At 68.7% G+C, this 1,426-nt stretch carries 1 protein-coding gene and 1 pseudogene; both read left to right on the top strand.

Annotation, left to right across the window (positions count from 1 at the left end):
• A pseudogene (locus U4E84_RS17325) lies at positions 1-129 on the top strand (NAD(P)/FAD-dependent oxidoreductase); the annotation flags it as partial.
• Positions 130-213: 84 nt separating this feature from the next.
• On the top strand, positions 214-1,377 hold the full coding sequence (locus U4E84_RS17320) for an acyl-CoA dehydrogenase family protein (RefSeq protein ID WP_322533339.1): 1,164 nt from the start codon (positions 214-216) through the stop codon (positions 1,375-1,377).
• Positions 1,378-1,426 lie beyond the last annotated feature (49 nt).

Genomic DNA, 1,426 nt, shown 5'->3' with positions numbered 1-1,426 from the left:
CTCCGCCGGACTGACGACAACATCTTGGAGGAGGCGAACCAGGGCGACAAGGCCGCGATGACGAAGCTGCTCCACCTCGACGACCTCCCGCTTCTGGCGAAGTTCGCCCGCGAGCGGTTCGGGGTCTGAGGCGGCCGGGCGAGGGCGGCGGAGCGAGCGCGGGGTCGCGACGACGGCGAACCGCTTTTGCCGACGCGACGCGCACGGACCATCATGCTCGATTACGTTGGATTAGAGGCCGACCTCGACGAGGAGGCCCGGCTGATCCGCGACACCGCTCGCCAGTTCGTCGACGAACGGGTCCGCCCCGACATCGGCGATCACTTTCAGGCGGGGACGTTCCCGACGGACCTGATTCCGGAAATGGGAGAGCTCGGCTTCTACGGCTCGAACCTCGAAGGGTACGGGCTGCCGAACGTCTCCGAGACCGCCTACGGCCTCCTGATGCAGGAGCTGGAGGCGTGCGACTCCGGGCTCCGGTCGATGGCCAGCGTCCAGGGAGCGCTCGTGATGTACCCTATCCACGCGTACGGCAGCGACGAACAGCGGGAGCGCTGGCTCCCCGCGCTCGGCACCGGCGCGGCCGTGGGCTGTTTCGGCCTGACGGAGCCCGAACACGGGTCGGACCCCTCGGCGATGGAGACGACCGCGGAGCGCGACCGCGACGCGTACGTCCTCGACGGGTCGAAGACGTGGATCACGAACGCCCCCATCGCGGACGTAGCGGTCGTCTGGGCGCGTGAGACCTCCGCCGAGGGGAGTCCGGTCCGCGGCTTCCTCGTCGAGACCGACCGCGACGGCGTCACCACCAACGAGATCGACGACAAGCTCTCGCTGCGGGCGTCGATCACCGGGGAGATCAGCCTCCGGAACGTCTCCGTCCCCGCGGAGAACGTTCTCCCCGGCGTGAGCGGCATGAAGGGACCGCTGTCGTGTCTCACGCAGGCGCGCTACGGGATCGCGTGGGGAGCGGTCGGCGCCGCCCGCGACTGCTTCGAGCAGGCCCGGGAGTACGCGCTCGACCGCGACCAGTTCGGCGGCCCGATCGCGCGGTTCCAGCTCCAACAGGAGAAGCTCGCGGAGATGGCCACGCAGATCACGACGAGCCAACTGCTCGCCCACCGGCTCGCCGAACTGAAGGAGCGCGGCGACCTCACGCCCCAGCACGTCTCGATGGCGAAGCGAAACAACGTCCGAACCGCCCGTGACCAGTCGCGGGTCGCCCGCGAGATGCTCGGCGGCAACGGGATCACGACCGACTACTCGCCGATGCGCCACATGGCGAACTTCGAGACCGTCTACACCTACGAGGGGACCCACGACATCCACACGCTGGTGCTCGGCGAGGACCTGACGGGGATCGCTGCGTTCGAGTGAGGAACGGGAACGAGGAGAGCAGAAACCGGAACGGAGAGAGCGGGGAACC

This window comes from Halorubrum sp. AD140 (assembly GCF_034497445.1).
GTDB lineage: Archaea > Halobacteriota > Halobacteria > Halobacteriales > Haloferacaceae > Halorubrum.
Note: the sequence above shows the minus strand (reverse complement) of the source record. Positions and strands in the feature narration are given on the sequence as shown.